Source organism: Pseudomonas auratipiscis (genome assembly GCF_036324085.1).
GTDB lineage: Bacteria > Pseudomonadota > Gammaproteobacteria > Pseudomonadales > Pseudomonadaceae > Aquipseudomonas > Aquipseudomonas auratipiscis.
The window spans coordinates 99,250-120,212 of sequence record NZ_JAZDCU010000007.1; the positions used below are offsets into that span (position 1 = coordinate 99,250).

Below are 20,963 nucleotides of genomic sequence, written 5' to 3' on the forward strand. Positions count from 1 at the left end.
CCTGCCTGGCCCGCGGGTTGTTTTAGTGCTGTGCAAGCGTCGGCCGGCAGCTGGCAAACATATCCAGTTGCGGGTCATAGAGGGCGGTGCGTACGTGCAACAGCCCCAGCATCGAGTGAAACAGGTTGTCCTGGCTCAGGGGCTCGTCACGCGTCTTGTTCAGGCAGTTGGTATCGACGTCATAGTCCTTGCCATAGCTGTCGGAAAACCAGGCCAGCATTGGCACATGCTTCTGTTGCTCCGGAGCCAGTACATAGGGAGTACCGTGCAAGAACAAGTTGTACTCACCTAGCGACTCGCCATGGTCGGAGAGATAAAGCATGGCGGTGTCGACCGTGTCTTGCTTGCTGCGCAAGATGTCGATCAGCGATGCCAATACATGGTCGGTGTACACCAGGGTGTTGTCATAGGCATTGATAATGCTCTGTTCACTGCACTGGTTTAACGCATTGCTCGGGCAAACCGGCGTAAAGCGCTCATATTGCATGGGGTAACGCTTGAAATATTCCGGGCCATGACTGCCCATCTGGTGCAATACCAAGACTGTGTCCTGCTGCAGGTTGTCGATCATCGATGCCAAGCCTTGCAACAGGATCTCGTCGTGACATTCGCTATTGGTGCACAGCACCGGGTCCTTGGCATTACTCACATCTTCGAACTGGACACGGTCGCAGGTACCTTTGCAACCGGACTGGTTGTCACGCCAGCGAACACTCAAACCCGCGCGTTGCAGCACATCGAGCAAACCTTCCTGATTCTTGGCCTTGCTAGCCTGGTAGTCCTTGCGGCTGAGCCCGGAAAACATGCAGGGCACTGATACTGCCGTCTCGGTTCCACAGGAATGAACATCACTGAAGACGATCAGCCCGGCCTCTTTACTCAGTTGCGGGGTAGTTTCACGGTCATAGCCGAGCAACTCGAAGTTCTGCGCCCGAGCGCTTTCACCAACCACCAGCACTGTCAGAGACTTGCGCTCATGCTTCCACAACGGATCACGCTTGGCGTCTTCGCCGATCTTGGCAAAGGGCTTGGCCGCAGTGCCGATACGCTCCTTTACATAGCCCATGGAAGCACCAACCACATTGCTCGGCACAACCATCAGGCGAATCTCATGATGGTTGCGAAACAGTGAGGCCAGGCCTTGGTAGTTGAGCAGCGCCACCATACCGATCAAGGCAATACACGCCACGCTGGAAATCAACTTGGCGAATAGTTCGCGATACCACACGCGATAATTGACAGGTGTTTTATACAACAGCAAAGCCGGTACAACTGCCAACAACAATATATACAAGCCAAGCTTGATCGAAAGCAGATCGCGCACTTCCGCAACATTGGTTTCAACGGTATTACGCAACATGCCAACATCAATCAGAACACCGTACTGATTCATGAAATACGCCGCGCCAGCGCCAACGAAAAGCAAGATGATCAATACCGGCTTCAATACCCCCTTGAAGGCTACAAAGGTCAACAGCAAATTAAACACGCAGAAGATCAGCACCGCGAAGGCGAGGCGCAGGAAAACACCGGAAACACCGGGTTCAATTACACTGGAAAGATACTGCCAGAGCACCGAATTGAAGGCGATCAGCAGGTACAGACTAGCGAGCAGAGTGACCCATTCGGCCCGCAGTGGTTTGATCTTCACGTTACGCTCGCTTGGCTATTGTTCGGTAATGAGTGCCATTGCGGCACGGCCTTTAGACCAAGCGAACGTTAAGGACAACGGGATCAATTTTTTGTGAAAAAGACGCTAACATTTAGTCGGTGAGCGCCTTTTTGATAATTACAATTTTTTCACATTAGTTATGCCTGACGCATTAAGCAGGCACGTGCGTTTTTGAATAAGAGTCACGGTCTATATCCAGGACTTCGACGCACAACTGTATATCCACACCTGCCACTGCCGGAACGGCCTCTTTAAGCACCTCCAGCAGAGCCGTCGACAGCTGCCGCTTCACCTCTGGCGAGCGGCCGCTGAGAATCGAAAGCTTGATATGCGCGAACGCCCGCTCGCTCAAGGCCGTACCTACCCGGTAGCTGGCCAGCGCCACTGCCCGGCTCTTGATATCCAGTTCGTCGGCAAACTGACCACTCCCCACCAGCGTATGGTTCAGGCGCAGCAGTAATCGATCAACATCCAGATCACGCAGGTTGTCGCTGTATTCCACATGCAGATGAGGCATTGGGCAGGTCCTGAAGTCAGAAATGTTGCAACAGACTACCTCAATCACGAAACCCTACAAACACGACTATCCTGATAGTTCATGACTTCCACCCCAAACCCCGAGAGGTGAAGAAATGCCGGTCAAGCACGATTTGCTCGCAGACCTGAACATGACCAGGGACGCGTTCGACGCCAAGAAAAAAACCGACGCAAGGCTCAGCGAGCTGCACGAAAAATACAATGCCATCGATGGTGAAGTGGTCAAGGCAGAAAGCAGTAGCGCCTCCGACGACCAGATTACGCAACTGCGGAAAAAACGCTTGATGATCAAAGACGAGATCGTCGCCCATGTGAAGCAGTAACCACCAGGGCAACAGAAAAAAGCCCCGCAGACTCACTGCGGGGCTCTTCGTTTTTAGCCATCAGGCTCAACGTTTTGACCAGACTACCGGGAACCAGTCCTCGCGCATGCGATCGCCGTTTTGCAGATCGATACCGGGAAACGGCGGCGAAGTTCGACCTGGGCGCTGTACATAACGCACATCATCCCCCATGAAGCGCGTCGAAAACGCTCGGCGCCGATTGCCGCCAATGTTACCGGCAGCACCATGCACGGTGCGAAAATCGAACACCACCGCGTCGCCCGGCTCCAGTTCTGGCGAGATGATTTCATACTCGCCGTTTTCCACATCAGGCATGTCCATGAACAGGCTCTGGCCCGTCTCGGCGTCCTGGGCGCCATAGAAGTCCTTGTTGCTGGCCCAACTTTTGGGTCGAACCGGCTTGGGCCATTGATGTGAGCCCAGCACCACGCTCAGGGTGTTGTGACGCGTCACTGGATCGAGGGGAATCCAGTAGCTGGCGGTCTGCAAGCCATCGACGCAATAGTACGGCAGGTCCTGATGCCAGGGTGTCGGCTTGGAGGTGCCCGGTTCCTTGACCAGAATATGGTCATGAAACACCTGCACTGCCTGGGACTGCATCAGCTCACCGGCAATCGCCGCTGCCGGTGAATTCAAGACAAAATCCGTGAACGCCGGAATGCGCTGCCAGTTGCAGTAATCCTCGAAGAATCGCCCGCCTTCACCACTGCCAACGTTCTCGATAGCAAAGGCACTGGGCGCAGCCAGGTTCTGTTCGAAGCCTTCACGCAGGCGCTCTATCCAATCGCGGAAAACGCCACGTAACACGATTGCACCGTCGCGCTGAAACTGTTCGATATCGGCATTCATCGGGGGCCACCTCTCTTGTTGTAATGACAAAAGTATTGGGTGGCGTCGCCCGCGCGGTAAACCACAGATTACCTATTCGCCACTATAGGCAATCTGTATGGCGCAGCTGTTGTCAGCCCCCGTATTTGACCGGTTAATAGCCTTGCCTGTGTCCTGAGGCGCCTTGCTATCCAAGAATAAGAACAATGAGGAGTTACCTGGGATGAACGAAAACAGCTCCGCTATGCGGCGCGGTCTGAGTACCCGCCACATTCGTTTCATGGCGCTCGGTTCTGCTATCGGCACCGGGCTTTTTTATGGCTCCGCGGCGGCGATCAAATTGGCTGGGCCTTCCGTACTGCTGGCGTACCTGATCGGTGGCGCGGCCATCTACATGATGATGCGCGCCCTGGGCGAGATGGCAGTACGCAACCCGATTTCCGGCTCCTTCGGTCAATACGCCAGTCAATATCTGGGACGCTTCCCAGGTTTTCTGACCGGCTGGAGCTATGCCTTTTCCATGTTGGTGGTGTGCCTGGCCGACGTCACCGCCTTCGGGGTGTACATGAGCTTCTGGTTTCCGGAGACGCCCCGCTGGATCTGGGTGCTGGGTATCGTGTTGTTCATCGGCGCCCTTAATCTGTGCAGCGTGAAGGTCTTCGGGGAAATGGAGTTCTGGCTGTCACTGCTGAAGGTTACCGCGATTGTCTCGATGATCCTTGCCGGGGCAGCAGTGCTGATGTTTGGTATCCAACTGGGCGGTTCCGGTGAACAACTGGCAACGATCAGTAACCTGTGGAGCCATGGCGGCTTTTTCCCCAATGGCATCAGCGGCATGATCGCTTCGTTCACAGTGGTCATGTTTGCTTTCGGCGGGGTCGAAATGATCGGTATTACCGCTGGCGAAGCCAAGGACCCGCAACGGGTCATTCCCAAGGCGATCAACTCGGTGCCCCTGCGTATCTTGCTGTTTTACGTGCTCACCCTGTTCGTGCTGATGTCAATTTACCCATGGACACGGATCGGCAGCGAAGGCAGCCCGTTCGTACAGATTTTCAGTGGCCTGGGTATTGGCTCAGCAGCCACCTTGCTCAATATCGTGGTGATCTCGGCGGCGATTTCGGCGATCAACAGCGACATCTTCAGCGCCGGGCGCATGATGTATGGCATGGCTCAGAACGGTCAGGCGCCGGCAAGCTTTGCGCAACTGTCGCGCTTTGGCGTGCCGTGGATGACTGTGGTGGTGATGGCCGTCGCGCTGTTGCTTGGCGTGGTGCTCAATTACCTGGCACCGGAAAACCTGTTCCTGATCCTCGCGGCGGTGGTCACCTTTTCGATCGTCTGGGTGTGGTTGATGATTCTGCTGTCGCAGATGGTGATGCGCCGCGGCATGAACGCCGAGGAAGTCGCCGCATTACGTTTCCCCGTGCCCCTGTGGCCAGTGGGTCCGGCCTGCGCGGCGGTCTTCATGCTGTTCATTTTCGGCGTCCTGGCCTGGTTCCCTGACACCCGCATGGCGCTGTATGTGGGTATCGGCTGGCTGGCGTTGCTGTCGCTGGGTTACTGGCTGTTCGTGGCACGCCAACCGGTGCCTGCACTGGCTGACTCATTCACCCGCTGATCAATCCACAAACTGCTGGCTGGCCCAGTCGAGGAACGCTTGTGCCGCCAACGAAGGGCGCATGGCACTGGACTGGGCCAACACCACGGGCTGCGGGCTGACGCTCTCGAGCAGCGGCCGGCAAGCCAATGGCTGACCGTCGTAGCTACAATCTGCCACCGGCCGGGTGCACGACAACGCCACGCCATAACCGTGCGCGACCAGACCGCGCTGCATTTCGAATGTCTGGGTCAATTGCAACGATCCCGGTTGCAGGTCGTGGGCCCAGAACAGCGAGAGAAAGTACTCACGGGTTCGCGAGATGTCTTCGAGGATCAGGCATTCATTGGCCAGATCCACCAGGGATACCCGCTCCTGCAACGCCAGTGGATGGTCGGCGGGCAGCAAGGCGTAGGGCGTCAATTGCGCCAGCACGCGTTTCTCTATCGGTGAATCCAGCCCGACATCGTAGGTCAGCGCCAGCTCGGCCTTGCCATCGGCCAGGCGACGGTTTACCTCGGCCAGGTCAGCTTCCAGCAACGTTATGGTGACGTCCGGATAACGTCGACGAAAACCGCTGAGCAGGCGCGGCGCATAGTAGGGGCCAAGGTCCTGAAAGCAGATCAGACTCAACGATCCGCGCACCACATCCTGCTCTATGCCCTTGCCGCTGATCGAGGCGGCAAGGCTGAGCATGTCTCGCGCCTGCTCAAGCAGCTTGCGCCCCGCTGGCGTCAGTTCCAGGCCACGGCTTACCTGGCGATGGAAAAGCTTCTCACCCAGCGTGGCCTCCAACTGCGACAACGCCAACGACACCGACGGCTGAGAGATATGCTTGGCCCGTGCCGCAGCACTGACACTGCCCTGCTCAGCCGCAGCGACGAAATACTCCAACTGGCGAAAGGTGAAGCCGATCATCGCAATGCCCTTAGCTGTGTTTTAACCGTTAGCGGTCTTTCAAGGCCTCGACCGGCTGCTCGGTACCATTGGCCGCGCCCCAGATTTCTGCGTCGATCTTACCCGATAGTTCTGGGTAATCCTTGGCGTTGAACTCCGGCGTGCCCACAGCCTTCTGGGCAAAGTAGTCACGCGTCAACTTGACCACCACACCCGACAGCAAGCAAATGGCAATCAGGTTGATGGTCGCCATCAGGCCCATCGCCGCATCGGCAGCATCAAACACCGTGGCAACACTTTCATAGGCGCCCCACACCACCATCAGCAATGCCGCACAGCGCAACACCGTCAGGCCCAGGCGAGTGTTCAGCTTGAGGTAGACCATGGCGTTTTCGGCGTAGGTGTAGTTACCGATGATCGAGGTGAAGGCAAAGAAGAAAATCGCAACCGCAATGAAGTACTGCCCGGCAGAACCTATGTGCACGTTCATGGCCGCCTGAGTGAGCGGTGTACCGGTCATTTCAGGGCCAGGAACTACGCCGGAAAGCAGAATCATGATCGCCGTGGCGGTACAGATCAGCAGGGTATCGATGAACACGCCCAAGGCCTGTACAAAGCCCTGCGAGGAAGGATGGTGCGGGTTGGGCGTTGCCACCGCAGCAATGTTCGGCGCCGAGCCCATGCCCGCTTCGTTGGAGAACAAGCCACGTTTGACACCGTTGAGCATGGCCCCGGCGACACCGCCGACTGCCGACTCCAGGCCAAAGGCACTCTTGACGATCAGCATCAATACACCCGGCACTTCGCCCAGATTGGTGACGATCACGTACACCGCCACCAACAGGTACGCACCGGCCATGAATGGCACGATCCATTCGGCGATACGGGCGATTTTCTTGATCCCGCCAAATATCACCAGGCCCGCCAGCAGCGCCACCGCTACACCGGTGGTCAGTTTGGGAACCCCAAAGGCACCAAGGGTCGCATCGGCAATGGAGTTGGCTTGTACCGCACCAAACACCAGGCCGAACGCGATAATCAGGCACACCGAGAAGATCACCGCAGCCCAAGGGGCATTCAACCCCTTGGCAATATAGAACGCCGGACCACCGCGATACTCACCGTTGCTGTTGCGCACTTTATACAACTGCGCCAGGGTGCTTTCCGCATAGGCGGTGGCCATGCCCAACGAAGCTACCACCCACATCCAGAACACCGCACCCGGCCCGCCCAGGGTAATGGCTACGGCCACACCCGCAAGGTTACCGGTACCTACCCGGGAAGCCAGGCTGGTGCACAACGCCTGAAACGGCGTAATACCGCTTGGGTCATTGGCCGGTGCACGCAGTACCGAACGGAAGAACTCCGGCAAATGGCGAAACTGGATAAAGCCCAAGCGGACAGTGAAGTAGATACCTGCGGCCAGCAGGCCATAGATCAGGACATACCCCCAGAAGAAGGTATTGAGCGTGTTGATCACGGCTGTCATCGTATGTTCCCAAATAAAGCGCAGGGCCCCGTAAGGACCGTGCTCTGTCTGTAAAGCGACCGGCGCCGGAAAACGACCCGTGCCAGTTTCAATGTGAATGGCCTGTAACGATGGGGATGCCCATGGTTTCAGCGAGACGCTTCGACATCACCGCAGGGGGCGACGAAGTGCGTAGGAGGTCTGACTTCGAAGCGACCAGCCTACGTAAGACGATAGGCTGGTTTGCTGTTGAAAGGGGGCATATTAGCAGGTTTTGCCATCACCTTGCCCCAGGTGGTGGCCAGCGGTACCTGCGATGAACTCACCGCCGGTGCGTCTTGATCAAACGCACGCTGTCAGGAATCCATCGCAGGCGGTGCAGCGTCCGGTCTTCCCGGTTCAGATCAAAGCGTTAACGGGTTCCACGCTGACGCAATGCCGACGGCATGAAGTAGGCGTCTTCAGGCACCGGCTGATTGAAGTCCACAGTCTCTGCTTCCTCGTTATCCAGGTTTTGCACGTAGTAGCGACGAGCTTGCAAATCGTGGAACACGTCCAGCGAACTCCAGGTGGTGGGCAGGTCGTAGAAGTTCTTCAGGTAGCCCATCGACACCCGCCACAGCTGCCCACGACCGTCATACTGATCCACCAGCGCCGCGCCCCAGCTGTCCTCGTCGAGAAATAGCACGCGCTTGGAATAAATGTGCCGCGCGGTCGATTTCAGCGTGCCTTCCACCACCCACACCCGGTGCAGCTCATAACGGGTGTATTGCGGATTGAGATGCCCCTGCTTGAGCAGGTCGGCGTACTTCACATCCGGGCTTGAGACTTTGTAGTTGTTGTAAGGGATGTAGATCTCTTTCTTACCCACCAACTTCCAGTTGTAACGGTCAGGCGAGCCGTTGAACAAGTCCGTGTCGTCCGCTGTACGCAGGCCGTCGGAGGATGCAATCGGCGTGTCGTACGCCAGGCTCGGTGCGCGTCGCACGCGTCGTTGCCCGGCGTCGTAGATCCAGGCCTGACGCGGGTCCTTGATCTGGTCCAGGGTCTCGTGGACCAGGGTCGCGCCACCTGCCAGACGGGCGGGGCTTTTCACGAAGGTCAGGTAATAGAACAGGATGTTGTTGAGGTCGGCGAACTGCCCACCCGGACGGTAGTACTTGAACATCCCTTCCTGTTGCGAAGTGACCAGCGCGAAGCTGCCATTACGCTGCACCGGCGCTTCGGAAGCGCGCCGCACCACGTAGATGCCGCGGTAGCGAGTGATGTGGTTCCACAGCGCCTCGACACCATCCTTGGGGATCGGGAACGGTACGCCGCCATAAGCATCGCTAAAACCATTGCCGCCCTCCAACAACTTCGCCGAGGTGGCGTTCTTGAAGGTGTTGTCGTACAGCCATTGCGGCGCCGAGCCGGAACGGCGGCTGGTGTACACCGGCATCTGGAAGGTGTCGGGGTAGCTGTTGAACAGCGCAATCTGACCCTCGCTCAACTGATCCTTGTACTGTTCCAGGTTGGCCTTGGTAATGGTGAACAGCGGCTTGTCGGCGGCAAACGGGTCCAGGTGATGCTTGCCTGGCACATAACCTTGGGGAGCCTGAGTGATACCGCCATCCCAGGCCGGAATGGTGCCGGCAGCGTTGCCTGCGCGTTCTGCGCCAAGCGGCGTCAGGGTCGTTTTAAGTTGCTCGGCCTGCTGCGCCGAAACTGCCGCCAGCGCCCCGCCGGCCGCCAGGCTCAGGACCAAAGCCAGGGTGGTCTTGAGCAGTCGTGGTGTGTGAAGCATGGACGTTCTCCGAATTAAAAACCGGGCCGAAGGCCTTGGGGTCTGGGCACTCACAGGAAGTACTTGAGGTTGAAGCCAACGTTGTCACGGTCACGAATGCCGTTGTTCTGGCCACCACCGTAGAACTCGGTGTATTGCAACTCGGCTTCCAGCTTGTTCTGGTAGGTGGCCTTGATGCCCAGGGTGTAGGCCTTGCGACCTTCAATGTTGTTGCCGGCCTGATAGCTGTTGCCTTTGAAGTCATCTTTGTAGACGACGTAAGGCGAGAGGTTGACCCCGGCGTACACGTCGTTCCAGGTGCCATTGACCATCGCCGTGTAGCTGTAGGAGTTACGGTTGACCTGATCGCCACGATCACCGCCGGACACATACGAATAGTTGCCGGAGCCGGCGTAGTACCGGCTGCTGCCGTCATAGGCGGTGTAGTGCAGGCTACTGCCGCGCAAGTGCTCGGAGGACAACTCGAAGATGCCGAAAACCGAGTCGAACGACATACCCGGGCCGAAGTTGTAGATAGTGCCCAGCGAGGTATTGAAGGCTTCGACCCGCTCGGCGTTGTTGATCTGGCTGTCGAGCTGAACCATCTGCCCGCCAATGTTGATGGTCTGGCCCGCTGCAGCAGCCGCGGCGCCATTGGCCAAGTCGCCGATCAAGTCGTTGGTGGCCGCGACACCGATGGGCAGGTTGGGCCGATAAGCCAACTCACCAAACACCGATGCCTGGCCAATGGTGGTGTTGAAGCTGAAGCCATACATGCGAATGTCTTCGGCGTAACGCCGATGCGCCTGGATATTGCCCATCACATCCGCGGTGGCCAGGCCATGGGCCAGCGCCGCAGCCTGGCTGCCAGCCAGTCCGGACAGCAGGTTGGTCAGCGCGGCCATGTCGATACCCTGGTAGCCACCAAGGTCAGCGGAAATGGTGGGTTCCTTGGCGTGGTAGTTGACCATGTACAGGCCAAACTCAGTGCTGTTGAGTTCCTCGGCAATGTAGCGGAAGGCGAAACCGAATTGACCGTCGTTGCGGGCGTTGAAGTCCTTGCCGATGCTGGCGACTTTCAAGGTGTTGCCAAACGCCGGGGTCACGCCGTTGGCGTACAGGCCGGTGCTGCCCAGCAACTGGTTGAACATCGGGTTGTTGCCCAGCGCCTCGTACATGCCGATCACGTTGCCAAAGCCTGGCACAGGTGTATCCAGCGCTGTGCCAGTGAAGTCGTTGTAGGCTGTGTTGCCGCCATCGGCGAACAGGTCGGTCTGCGAGTAGAAAGTGCCGACCGGGTCGATGCGGGTTTCTTTCCAGTTGGTCTGGTAGAAACTTTCCATGGTCAGGTTGTCGGTAAGGCCGATGTTGAAACTCAGCGCCTCCACCGGAATCAGCACTTCCTTGACCTCAGCCCCCGGCAGGCGGAACCTGGCCGCGTCCACCGGGTTGGTAGTGTTGATTCCGCCGCGGTAGAAAATGCCCTCGCCCCAGTTGAACACCTGGCGCCCCAGGCGGGCGGTCACTGGCATCTGTGCCACGTCCCAACTGCCATAGACATAGGCGTCGAGCATTTCAATGTGGCTACCGGCGATGTCGCGAGTTTCGTCGGTGAAGCGGTCGTCGTTGGGGTAGTTCTGGCTTGGTTGCGACGGTTTGTTGTTGCCGTAATAGTCGTTGCGTTTGTCCATCAGTTGGGTGTCATAGAACGCGCTACCGCGCAGGAACACACCATAGTTTTGATAGTTGGCTTCAAGCTCCGAAGTGATCTTGTAGACCTCGGAAACCAGCCCGGTATCGAAGTTGCGATTGCCGTCGTTGGTGTTGACGTCATCGTTGGTCTTGTCCCGCCCCTGCACCCGCCACAAGCGGCCATACGACAAGGTCGTGTCGAGCGAGCCGGTGACCTGGTTATCCAGCACCTTGAACTCGACAGCCTGTGCGCCCTCAAGCGCGAACAGTTGCAACAGCCCTGCCAACCCTACCCCGGACATCACAGCGCCAGACTGGCGTAATCGCATCCCCATGGTGTGCTTCTCCCTTTGTTGATCTTGTTGTTTTTGTGTCTGCACAGCGGCTATTGCCCTGTGTTGGCTACTGCTGGCGGCGTCAGCCCGGCGCGAACGTAAATTCGACTGTGTGCGCCAAAATTCCCGAGCAACTGGAACAGTTGCTGATTGAGCTGCGGATGGTCGTAGTCTTCGCGCGTCACGTGGTTGCCGGCACTGAAGCTGCTGGTAACGGGCGTCGTGGCCAGCCACTGGCCGATGACCTGGTCAAACGCTGCCCCGGCGGCGGCGGACTGCGCGCTGACCACCTGGCGCAAATAGTCCACCGAGTACGGAGGGTATCCAGCGTCTTGCGCGGTATCGGCATAGGCCTGAAGCATCGGATGCACTTGATGGGCGCTGCGCAGCAGTTGGGAGAGCCAGGCGGCCTGATACTTCTCCACCTCCATGTGACGTGTAGCGACGCGCTCGATAGAGGCATGCTTGTCGCCATCAAAACCAACCAAGGCTTTGCCTTCCATCAGCAACATACTGGCCAGCCCCACCCCGGGCAGTGGCTTGGCGTGATAAGGCTGAGTCAGGTCCTGGACGTGATGGACACCCCATCCAAGAAAGCGATAGCCCCAATAATGATGACCGGTAGCGAAAGCCAGCCGAGCCAGGCCCAGATATTGATAGGCGCGCCAATCGGGCCAACTGCGCTCAAGAAAGCCGGCTGCGGCATACACCACTGGATTCTCGTGAAAGAAGCCCATGTGAAAGGGAGCCTGCGAGCTGTACTGGAAGCGCTCATCGCCAAATGGCTGCGGGCCAAAGCCGTAAAGGGCGGCGACATCACCCTTGTTGTCGCTGAACAGGTTGATGTCGTGACCGTAGTCCGGCTCGTCGGCAGCGGTGGCAAGCACCGCCAATGGCGAAACTTTTTCACCGTCTTGCACAACCATGAACCGCTGCTGGTTCCATGGCGACAGCGTCTGCTCGACCATCACCTGTTCGGCCTTGAGGTGGGCACGCTGGGGCTGGTCCTGCCCTGGCAGTGGCTGGATGACCATGGCCAGATGGATCTGCGGATTGATGCGCAGAGCGGTGAAAAAGTCGTGGCGCAGATTGTCCCTTGGCGCTGCGGGCAATCGCAGGTTGTCGGGGCGAGAGGGGTACTGGGGAAAGTGCTTGCGGGCGAAGCGTTCCTGCTCATCGAGCAGTTTGGCAATCGCGTCGTATTCTTCAGAGAGAAACTGCTCCAGCGGTTCGACTTCAACCTGAGAGGCTTCACGCAAGGCCGCCAGGTCCTGCAATGCGAGGTAACTGCCAACCGTATGATTGGACCATCCCCAGGCCGCTGGAGCGAACGCGCAAAGCAGCGCTAAGAGAAGTTTGAGCTTCATTGATTTTAATTCTTATTGGATGTGCTTGGGGGCTGAGCCTAACAATCGCCCTTGCGCCTGACACTGTCCGATCTCGCCAATAAAGTTCTCCGATAGCGCCACCGCAATGTGTCAAATCGGTAAGCGCGGGGTGGGCATTCAGGCACGGGCTTGGTTTTCTCTGTACACGTCAGTCCCACCCCCAAGGATGCTCACTAGGCCGGGTAGCCGGTGATCTGCCGAATGCTCTGGTACAACGGTTTGAGCTGACGGTACATACGCAGGTAAACCTCCTTGTATAACCGCTGGTAAATCTGTTGCGCCTCAGGCTGGGGCATGAACACCGTGCCGACCCGGGTCATGGACCCGATTGCCGTAGGAAAGTCGGGATAAAGACCAAGCCCCACCGCACAGCATATGGCGGCCCCCAACCCCGAGGCTTCATAGACATGCGGACGCTCTGCCGGCAGGCCGAAGATGTCTGCCGTGAGTTGCATCGCTGCATCGCTCTGCGACCCCCCACCGGCAACACGCAGGCGCTGGATTGATTGTTTCGAGCGTCTTTCAAGGTTCTCCTTGCCCTGTCGCAGCGCATACGCCAAGCCTTCAAGGATCGCCCGATAAATATGCGCACGGGTGTGTACGTCACCAAAGCCGATCATCGCGCCCTTGGCCTCCATGCCCGGCTCTCGAATCCCAGGCGACCAATAGGGTTGTAACATCAGCCCCATGGAACCGGGCGGCACTGCATTGACCAGGGCATCGAACAGTTGCTCTGGTTCCAGCCCCTGCTCCTGGGCCTGTTGCATCTCTCGCAAGCCGAATTCGTTCTTGAACCAGCTGACCATCCAGTAGCCACGGTAGATCATCACTTCACAGTTGAATTGATCCGGCACCGCTGCCGGATACGGCGGAATCAACGGGATGATTTCCAGGTAGCGCGACCGGGTGGTGGTGATGGTTGCCGTAGTGCCATAGGACAGACACACCGTGGACGAATCGACCACACCGGCACCGAGTACTTCACAGGCTTTGTCGGCACCTGCAGCAATCAGTGCCGTGCCCTCGGGGATACCCGTGTGCCGACTCGCCTCGGCGCTGATATGACCCAGGGTTTCGCCCGGTTTGAACAAACTCGGCAATTGCTCCGGCCGTACCGTCAACGCCTGCCACTTCCAATCAGAGGGCGCAGCCCAGCGCAGGCGCTTGAAGTCGAACGGCAAGTAGCCGACGCAGCAGCCTACCGAGTCGACGAAGCGCCCGCACAGGCGGTGGGTGAGAAAACCCGACAGCAACAGGAATTTGTCGGTCGCGGCCCAAACCTCGGGTTGATGCTGGGCGATCCAGTTGGCCTCGGCCTGGGCCCGGAAGTAATCCACGGTAGCCTGCGCGCCAACCAGTTTGAACAGCCAGCCCCACGGTCCCTTGATCCCGCCTTCAACCTCGGCCTGGCGCTGATCGAGCCAGAGAATTGCCGGACGCAGCGCCTTGCCTTGGGCATCGACGTTTATCACCGTGCCGCGCTGAGTAGTCAGTGACACGCCGGCGATCTGTGTGCGATCGATGCCGGTCTGCTGCCACAACTGCTGGCAGGCTTCGCCCAATTTGGCCCAGTAATAATCAGGTTCCTGCTCCGCCCAGCCAGGTTGCGCCGATGTGTAGGCGTGCAGTTCGACCTTGCCTTTGCCCAACAGATTGCCCTGCAGGTCAAACAGCAGCGCCCGTACGCTCTGGGTGCCATTGTCAATTGCCAGCAGGTAGCGCTTGTTCTTGTTGTTATCCATGGAACTCTCTTCGATGGGCATTAATGCGTGGCATCCGGCAAACCATGGTGGCGTTGCCACAAAACCCTGTAGCGTTGTTCTTCTGCCTGCCAACGCTGGTCGCCCCAGCCCAACCGGGGCTGACACAGGCGGCGAATGGCCGGCAGGTATTCTTGTGCCCCTTGCGCCAGGAGCAGGCCGACACGGGTGCGGCGCAGCAACAGGTCATCAAGATGCAGGACCAGTTCGGCATCGCAGGCAAACGCCAGCTCCGCCCATAACGTGTCGCTGGCGCCGACGGTTGCGTGGCCCAGCTGTTCGACCAGCAACGCCAGGCGCGGCAGGTCTCGGCCATGACGTCCGGCCAGGCGCCGCCACTGGCGGCCATTGAGTCCGGCAATCGGCTGCCCTGCTACCTTGGCAAAAACCGGGGCGCCGTCATCGCTGATTTCACGGCCGATCATCTGTGCGCAAACCTTGAGCACCTCGAGGGCCTGCGGTCGGAACGTGGTCAACTTGCCACCGGCCAGGGTCACGCAACCGGGTTCGCACCACAGCACATGCTCACGGGTTTCATTGGACGGTTTGTCCTGCGCAGTACCGTGGGCACTCCCCACCACAGGTCGCACGCCAGACCAGGTCGAAAGTACATCGTTAGCCTGCACCTGGGCCTGGGGAAACTGTTGAGCGCACGCGGCCAGCAAGTAGTCGAGTTCTTCGCTGCTGATACTCGCGCTGTGGTCCAGGTCCTCGTGGTGATCCAGGTCGGTAGTGCCAACCACCGTGGCGCCTTCCCAGGGAAACACAAACACCGGTCGCCGGTCGTGAGCATGCAAAAAGGTGAAGGCCTGGGCCACCGGCAAGCGCCAGCCGGGTAACAGCAGGTGGCTGCCGCGCAGCGGACGCAACTGAGGCGGCGCATCAGTGGGACGTAGGCGCTCGGCCCAGGCGCCCGTTGCCACTGCCAAGGCGCTACACCGCAACTGCAGCAACTCGCCGCTTTCTTCGTCTTCAACCTCAACGCCACAAACCCGGTCGTTTTCACGTAGCAGTTGCGCAACACGTAGCCCATTGAGCGCCAGCGCGCCATCAGCCCGCGCTTCGGCCAGCACGCGCATGACCAGGCGCGCATCATCGGTGAGGGCGTCGATAAAACAGGTGCCGCCGAGCAGCTTGTCCTCCTTGAGCCCCGGGGCCAGATAACGCAGTTGTTGCGCGTTGTGAAAGCTGTGGTTGCGGCGCCTGGCCAGAGCGTCGTATACCGTCAACAGCCCCCCCAGAACCCAAGGTCCAGGGAAGCCACCGCGATAGTGCGGCATCATGAAACTCATGGGTTCGACCAGCCCCGGTGCTTCATCGAGCAAGCGCTGGCGCTCGTGGACCGAGTCGCGGGTCAAGCGCCACTGACCCTTGGCAATGTAGCGCAAACCACCATGCACCATCTTCGACGAGCGGCTGGAGGTGCCCCAGGCAAAATCGCGTTGCTCAAGCAACAGACAACGCCAGCCACGCCGAGCGGCTTCACGCAGGATACCGGCACCGCTTATGCCGCCGCCAATGACGATCAGGTCCCAGGTTTCCTGCGCCAGCGTCGGCAACACCTGCTGGCGCCAAGCGCCATTCCAGTCCTGGCTCATGCCGTCACTCCTGCAACAGCGTGCCGGGATTCAAGCGTCCGGCCGGGTCGAAGTGGCGACTCAATGCCTGCAACGTATCCAGCGCCAATTCGCCTTTTTCACGCAGCAGGTAAGGGGCATGGTCCCTGCCCACGCCATGCTGATGGCTGATGGTGCCGTTGTTTTCGACGATAACCTGGCTGGCTGCGTGCTTGAGCGCCTGCCAACGTGCCAGAGTAGCCGGGTAATCCTCTGCCGGTCGGAACACATAGGTGGTGTAGATACTCGACCCTTCACCGTATACATGGGACAGGTGAGTAAACACATGCACCCGCTCGCCTTCAGCGGCCAGGCCATCGCGCAGGCTACTCTCGATCCGGTTGAGCAAGTTGTCGACATTGCTCCAATCGGTAGCGGTTTCCAGGGTGTCCACCACGTATCCAGCGTTCCACAGGTTCTCGCGCAGGTACGGAAAACGAAAGCGGTTCTGCGCCCACTTGTTGCCCAGCAGTGTGCCGGTGAATACCCCGCCGAAGGCTTTTAGATGCTGCCTGGCCTGGCTGAGAGACAGCGCATTCTGCCGCCGGTTGCCAGTCACTCCGAAGGTCAGCAGGCATTTGCCGCTACCGGCACCGCGAAACGCCAGGTACTTTTCCAACCAGGCGATTTGTTGCGGATGCCCGGCCAGGGCCAGTTGGGTTTCGGTTTCCACGGCATTGGACAAGCGCAGCATCGACAGCGGTACGCGTGCCTGGGCCAATTGCCGAATAGCCTGCAAGGCCTGCTCCCAGTTCGGCAGGAACACGCCATAAAAGCGCTCGTCGGCAGGCAGGGCACTGATCCTTACCTTGACCTCGGAAATGATCCCGAACCGCCCTTCACTGCCCATCACCACTTCGCGCAGGTCGGGGCCGGCAGCCGAGGCCGGAAAGGTGGCGATCTCCAATGGCCCGGAGAAGGTTTCCAGGGTGCCGCCAGCGAACAGTTGCTCGATGCGGCCATAACGTAACGACTGCTGGCCACTGGAACGACTGGCAACCCAGCCGCCGACGGTCGACAACTCCCATGATTGAGGGAAGTGCCCCAGGGTGTAGCCACGGGCACGCAGTTGGCTTTCCACTTGCGGCCCGGTGGCGCCGGGGCCAAAGGTGGCCAGCAGACTCTGTTCGTCAACATCGAGCAGGCGGTTCATGTGCGCCAGGGAAACGGTCAGTACCGGCCGAGTGGATGACGGCGGATTGATGTGCCCGGCGACCGAAGTGCCGCCCCCATAGGGAATCAGGCACAAGTCCTGGTCGTGGGCGAGCGCCAGCAACTGGCGGATATGCTCGACACTCTGCGGGAACGCCACCGCATCCGGGTATCGCCCCAACGCGCCCTCGCGCAGTGCCAGCCAATCCGGCAGGCTCTGGCCGCGAGCGTGCAGCAGGCGATCCTGAACGTCCACGCTGTACAACCTGTGGGCCGCCAGGCGTGACGCCGGAACCCGGGCCAGTGCAGTGTCCAGGGTGGCGTCTGGCAGTGCACGTCCCGCCCCTACCCGCGCAGCGAGAAACCCCGCGCCCTGGGCCGGCAGTTCGACCACCGTGGTTGCATCCCCCCAGCCGTTCCAGCGTCGCATGCGTGTGTCCTTTTGCGGTTCTTATAAGGTAATAGTTCTGGCGCCTATAGTAGCCAGCCGCCCAGGCCTGTCACGGTCGCATCAAGCCAGCTGGAGTAGCCAATTGAGCCAAGGGCCGTAGCGCGCTCCAGCCATTTACTTTAACGGTGGTTTCAAATTACCTTTCAGGGTCTTTATCTGTGCCAGTCTGCCTCGATCAAAGGAACCCGATCATGCAATCCCTTGGCTACACTTCGGTTCCGCCCCTGCTCAAGTACGTGCGCCACGCCGAGCAACTGGGCATGGCCATCGAACCTGCATTGGCGGTCGCCGGACTGCAGGCCCAACAACTGAGTGACAATACTCTGCGACTGCCGGGCGAAGCCCACGAACGTTTGCTCGACTACTTCTGCGAGCACTCAGGCGACCCCTTGTTCGGCCTCAATTCAGCGCGATTCGTGCTGCCCAACTCCTGGAGCGTGTTGGGCTACATCACCATGAACTGCGCGACCCTGGGCGATGCCATGAATCGCATCATGCCCTTCGAGAAACTGGTCGGTGACATGGGTGTCAGTCGTGCCGAAATGCAGGGCGAACAGGTCCACCTGATCTGGAATTGCCGCCACCAACGCCCACGCATTCGCCGTCACCTGGTGGAGAACGTCCTCGGCTCGTGGTTGCAATATGCGCGCTGGATTGCCGATACCCAGCTTTCCCCGACTCAAGTTTGGTTCGAACATGCCCAGCCGGCTGATATCGAGCTCGTCCGATACGAACAGTTCTTCGACTGCCCGGTGCTGTTCGGCCAGCCTTATTCAGCGCTTGTGGTGCCCCTGCCCTACCTGCAACTGCCCTTGCGCCAAGCCGATGCGCAGTTGTTGCGCACCCTGGAGGAACACGCCCAAGGATTGATGGCCACGCTCGAAGATGCATCGCTGGAGCAGCGCGTGAAGAGCATTTTGCGTCAGTTGCTCAAGGAGGGGCTGCCACGCAAGGAGCAAGTGGCGGAGCAATTTTCGGTATCGGTACGCACCCTGCAACGCCAACTGCACCAGGCCAATACCTCCTACCAACAAATCCTCGATGATCTGCGCCAGGAGCTCGCCGAGCACTACCTGCTGCACAGCACTTTGCCGATACAAGACATCGCCCAGTACCTGGGCTTTACTGAACCGCGCTCGTTCCATCGCACCTTCAAAAGCCGACGCGGCATGCCGCCGGGCGAGTTTCGCCAGACTTACCGGGACCCGGCTGGAGAATGAGCAAGGCGTTGGCTCATGGTGAGGTCAGGGTAATCAGGTATAAGCCTTGGGTGACCGCCTTGCCTGAGTTATCGACCAGCGTGTAAAGCTGATCGTAATAAAGGCCCCGGTTACTGTCGGCCACCAACTTGACCTGCACCGATGCGTTGTCCAAGGAACTGGCCGACGCCTGCGGTTTCAACTCGCGTACATTGATTGCAGTACCGCGGGACATTTCTGAACACCCTTCTACGCGCCAACCACTCGACAGGGTGGAGGTGGAACACGTCGGTTCGACAATACTCCCGGCAAACCTGATCACACCCTGAGCCTCTGCAATTGCCGTTGAACCCACTGCATTGAGGCAAACGAGCATGGCCATACCGACAACCTGAAACGTCCTGTGCATGTTGGCACTCCCGAAGAAAAAGTCCCTTGCTTGAGTGTCGGCAAGCTTGGGATAAATTCCAGGGCTGGCTGCCAGCAAATATTGCGAAGCGCCAAATGCGTCACAAATGCAACGCCTGGCCACATCGGCACACGCCTGTAAACGCTGGCATAAAAGGCCAGGTGGCATCGCTGCAAGCGTAGCGACCCGTAACACATGCACACGTCAACGGGTATGATCCTGTCACGCGTTCAATATGAGTCACTGCAAAGGTCGAGAATGGCAAAAATCAGCGCTACCGGTAAGACGGCTACGGCTGGCCGGAAAAATCTTGCTGCTGCCGATCGTCAGCAGCAAATGGTTGAGAGGGCCATTGCCCTTTTCGCTGAAAAAGGCTTTGCCCTGACCACTCGAGAACTTGCCAAGGGTCTGCAGGTTACCCAACCCCTGCTGTACCGCTACTTCCCCAGCAAGCAGTTGTTGATTGAACAGGTTTACAAGCAAGTGTTCATGAATCGCTGGGACCCTGGCCTGGAGCTTCAACTCAAAGATCGCAGCCGCCCTTTGAAAGAGCGCCTGATTGACTACTTCATTGGCTATACCGAGACAATTCTGAGCAATGAATGGGTGCGTATCTTTCTCTACGCAGGGCTGCAAGACCCCAGCTTGAACCAGCGTTATCTTCAGCGCCTGCATCAGGACACTTTCGTGGTGATCAATGAAGAACTACGCCATCAGCGGCATTTTACTCAGCCGCCGACTGAACACGAGTTGGCAGTGGAAATGGAAGTGCTGTGGGGTTTCCACAGCAGTTTCTTCTACCTGGGGGTGCGCAAGTGGGTGTATCAAATGCCCGTTCCCGAAGACCTGAGCGAATTGATCACCCACCGAGTGAATGCCTTTCTGGAGGGTGCCTTGCATTACAATCAGGATCTGACGCCGTGACCCTCTGACCTATGCCTTGCCGTGAGAATCGCTGGCACGACTCAACCTAGCGGGGCGAGCCATGCAGCGAGCACCTGTGGATTGTTGTCCAACCAATTGGCAGCGGCCTGGTCGGCACTTTTACCCTCGCGGTTGATTGCGTAATCGAGCTCAGCAACGATGGCGTTACTCAGGCGAACGTTGTCCAGAACCTGGATCTGCGCTGTACTGAATACACCGAGGCGATCAACCCGAGCGAGCAGTACCGCGCGGTCGACGCTGCCCAGCAGTCCCTTGGGGTCCTTGAGATCGCGGATTCGATGGCGAAAATGTAGAAACTGCGGGTGCCAGAGCGGGACCACGCCCCACTCGCCCGCCTGCACCAGCGCCTCGAATGCGCCGACGCATTCTTCCTGGGTGCCAGTACGAAAGCTATAGCCGGCCGTAGCCAGGCCGTAATCGTCCATCATCCGCAGGGAAAAACGCGTTATACCCGCACCTGGCCCGATCCCCTGGATAAGCTTGTGCATACGCGCCTGCACCCTGGGTTTGAGCAGATCCTCGACTGAGTCCACCTCGGACGCCGGAACATAGTCCGGTACTCCCCACAGCGCATAAGGCTGGTAGTGCAGCCCCATCTCACGGGTAGCAACCTGCTCTTCAACACGGGCCTTGTACATGCCATGGCTGGAAGGAATCCAGGCGGACGCGATCATGTCGATCGAACCTTCACGCAGCCGTTCAAAGTTGGCCTCGTGCAACGCGTAGGAACGCTCCACGCTAAAGCCCATGCGCTGCAATACCAAGGAAACAACGGCAGCCGTCGCACGATGAAAGGAAAGATCTGTTACACCAAGGCGAATCATGGGCTGGCTTCCCGCAAGTTTATTGCCACGGGCTTGCGCCGCCGCCAACAGCGCCGCGCCCCCGAAAGCGTGAATGAACTG

General features: G+C 58.7%; 17 protein-coding genes. 4 read left to right on the forward strand and 13 right to left on the reverse strand.

From position 1 onward, the window contains the following. Positions 1-22: 22 nt before the first annotated feature. Entirely contained in the window at positions 23-1,651 is a 1,629-nt protein-coding gene (locus V0R60_RS11970) for a phosphoethanolamine transferase (RefSeq protein ID WP_330079779.1), read from the reverse strand. Positions 1,652-1,823: 172 nt separating this feature from the next. Next, positions 1,824-2,189, reverse strand: coding sequence for a 5-carboxymethyl-2-hydroxymuconate Delta-isomerase (locus tag V0R60_RS11975; protein ID WP_136477709.1), 366 nt, complete (start codon positions 2,187-2,189; stop codon positions 1,824-1,826). 115 nt (positions 2,190-2,304) lie between these two features. On the opposite strand from V0R60_RS11975, the gene V0R60_RS11980 reads away from it, so the two are divergent. Beyond that, positions 2,305-2,532, forward strand: coding sequence for a YdcH family protein (locus V0R60_RS11980; RefSeq protein WP_136477710.1), 228 nt, complete (start codon positions 2,305-2,307; stop codon positions 2,530-2,532). A 66-nt stretch (positions 2,533-2,598) separates the two neighbouring features. On the opposite strand, the gene V0R60_RS11985 is transcribed toward V0R60_RS11980, so the two are convergent. Continuing rightward, positions 2,599-3,402: a phytanoyl-CoA dioxygenase family protein gene (locus tag V0R60_RS11985; protein ID WP_136477711.1), complete on the reverse strand. Its 804-nt coding sequence runs from the start codon at positions 3,400-3,402 to the stop codon at positions 2,599-2,601. Between the two features lie 202 nt (positions 3,403-3,604). Between V0R60_RS11985 and V0R60_RS11990 the strand changes: the two genes are divergently transcribed. After that, complete coding sequence (locus tag V0R60_RS11990) at positions 3,605-5,002, forward strand: amino acid permease (RefSeq protein WP_330079780.1); 1,398 nt, start codon at positions 3,605-3,607, stop codon at positions 5,000-5,002. Here the strand turns inward: V0R60_RS11990 and V0R60_RS11995 are convergent, their stop codons facing one another. The 8 genes from V0R60_RS11995 to V0R60_RS12030 all read right to left on the reverse strand — a co-directional run bounded on the left by V0R60_RS11995 (position 5,003) and on the right by V0R60_RS12030 (position 17,484). Further along, on the reverse strand, positions 5,003-5,899 hold the full coding sequence (locus tag V0R60_RS11995) for a LysR substrate-binding domain-containing protein (protein ID WP_330079781.1): 897 nt from the start codon (positions 5,897-5,899) through the stop codon (positions 5,003-5,005). A gap of 28 nt (positions 5,900-5,927) precedes the next feature. Further along, positions 5,928-7,367 carry an alanine/glycine:cation symporter family protein gene (locus tag V0R60_RS12000; protein ID WP_136477714.1) on the reverse strand — a complete coding sequence of 480 codons (1,440 nt, stop codon included), beginning with the start codon at positions 7,365-7,367 and terminating at the stop codon, positions 5,928-5,930. 391 nt (positions 7,368-7,758) lie between these two features. Beyond that, entirely contained in the window at positions 7,759-9,132 is a 1,374-nt protein-coding gene (locus V0R60_RS12005; RefSeq protein ID WP_136477715.1) for a DUF1329 domain-containing protein, read from the reverse strand. 50 nt (positions 9,133-9,182) lie between these two features. Beyond that, complete coding sequence (locus V0R60_RS12010; protein WP_330079782.1) at positions 9,183-11,138, reverse strand: DUF1302 domain-containing protein; 1,956 nt, start codon at positions 11,136-11,138, stop codon at positions 9,183-9,185. 50 nt (positions 11,139-11,188) lie between these two features. Next, positions 11,189-12,505, reverse strand: a complete 1,317-nt coding sequence (locus tag V0R60_RS12015) for a phospholipase C/P1 nuclease family protein (RefSeq protein ID WP_136477717.1) — start codon at positions 12,503-12,505, stop codon at positions 11,189-11,191. 194 nt (positions 12,506-12,699) lie between these two features. Continuing rightward, on the reverse strand, positions 12,700-14,268 hold the full coding sequence (locus tag V0R60_RS12020; RefSeq protein WP_330079783.1) for an FGGY-family carbohydrate kinase: 1,569 nt from the start codon (positions 14,266-14,268) through the stop codon (positions 12,700-12,702). A 20-nt stretch (positions 14,269-14,288) separates the two neighbouring features. After that, positions 14,289-15,884 carry a glycerol-3-phosphate dehydrogenase/oxidase gene (locus V0R60_RS12025; RefSeq protein ID WP_330079784.1) on the reverse strand — a complete coding sequence of 532 codons (1,596 nt, stop codon included), beginning with the start codon at positions 15,882-15,884 and terminating at the stop codon, positions 14,289-14,291. Positions 15,885-15,888: 4 nt separating this feature from the next. Next, on the reverse strand, positions 15,889-17,484 hold the full coding sequence (locus tag V0R60_RS12030) for an FAD-binding oxidoreductase (protein ID WP_330079785.1): 1,596 nt from the start codon (positions 17,482-17,484) through the stop codon (positions 15,889-15,891). A gap of 212 nt (positions 17,485-17,696) precedes the next feature. Here V0R60_RS12030 and gliR point away from each other — a divergent pair, with 212 nt between their 5' ends. Continuing rightward, positions 17,697-18,725, forward strand: a complete 1,029-nt coding sequence (gene gliR, locus V0R60_RS12035) for an AraC family transcriptional regulator GliR (protein WP_136477721.1) — start codon at positions 17,697-17,699, stop codon at positions 18,723-18,725. 13 nt (positions 18,726-18,738) lie between these two features. Here gliR and V0R60_RS12040 read toward each other — a convergent pair whose 3' ends face one another. Next, a complete protein-coding gene (locus V0R60_RS12040) occupies positions 18,739-19,113 on the reverse strand; it encodes a type 1 fimbrial protein (protein WP_330079786.1) in 375 nt (124 codons plus the stop codon). A 258-nt stretch (positions 19,114-19,371) separates the two neighbouring features. Between V0R60_RS12040 and V0R60_RS12045 the strand changes: the two genes are divergently transcribed. Next, on the forward strand, positions 19,372-20,037 hold the full coding sequence (locus V0R60_RS12045) for a TetR/AcrR family transcriptional regulator (protein ID WP_218571410.1): 666 nt from the start codon (positions 19,372-19,374) through the stop codon (positions 20,035-20,037). 41 nt (positions 20,038-20,078) lie between these two features. Here the strand turns inward: V0R60_RS12045 and V0R60_RS12050 are convergent, their stop codons facing one another. After that, complete coding sequence (locus V0R60_RS12050; protein WP_136477722.1) at positions 20,079-20,882, reverse strand: glycine betaine ABC transporter substrate-binding protein; 804 nt, start codon at positions 20,880-20,882, stop codon at positions 20,079-20,081. Positions 20,883-20,963: the final 81 nt, after the last annotated feature.